The 594-nt window shown below is 55.4% G+C and carries 1 protein-coding gene; it reads right to left on the bottom strand.

Translation table 11 applies throughout. From position 1 onward, the window contains the following. Nucleotides 1–189: 189 nt before the first annotated feature. On the bottom strand, nt 190–594 hold a 405-nt coding region (locus tag ACRZ95_RS23180; protein WP_480555752.1), incomplete at its 5' end, for a tetratricopeptide repeat protein.

Genomic DNA, 594 nt, shown 5'->3' with positions numbered 1-594 from the left:
GATCGGCGGCGTTCAGGAGAACGTCGTTCAGGTTGGTTTCGTCAATGACGTTCACCTCCTGAAAGGTGCGTTCAACCTTTTCCTCTTCGCTTTCCTTGGCGCAGGCCGCCAGAACCAGCCCGCTCAGAATGATAGACGGAATCAAGAATTGCTGGCGCATTTTTGCGTCCTTTACTGCTCTTGCCTCGTTTACTGGATTTTACGCAGCGCGAATTGCCCGTCGCCAAGCTGCTCCAGCTCATATTCTTGTTCTTGGGGCGTATTATTAACAGGATTTTCCATTTTTGCGAGTGCTAACCGCAGATTGTCGCGGATTGCGTCACTTTCGCCATTGTCGAGCGCAAAGGCGCGCTGAAAGACTTGGGCCGCCTCGGGGTACTCCTGTTGCTCCATCAAAAGGACGCCAAGATTGTTCCACGCAACCGGCCAATCGGGGTCATCTTCGACAGCGCGGCGCAGCAGGGTTTCTGCTTGGCCCAGGCGCTTCAGTCCCAGATTGGCCGTGCCCATCGACGTTAGAATTTGAGTTGTCATGCCTTGATCCAGGGCGGCGCGGGTGAATGTGCTCAGGGCCAGTTCATACTCACCCGCGGC

It is taken from the genome of Ruegeria sp. AI3, assembly GCF_056541245.1.
The sequence above is the reverse complement of the archived record's forward strand: the minus strand, read 5'-3'. Positions and strand labels throughout refer to the sequence as shown.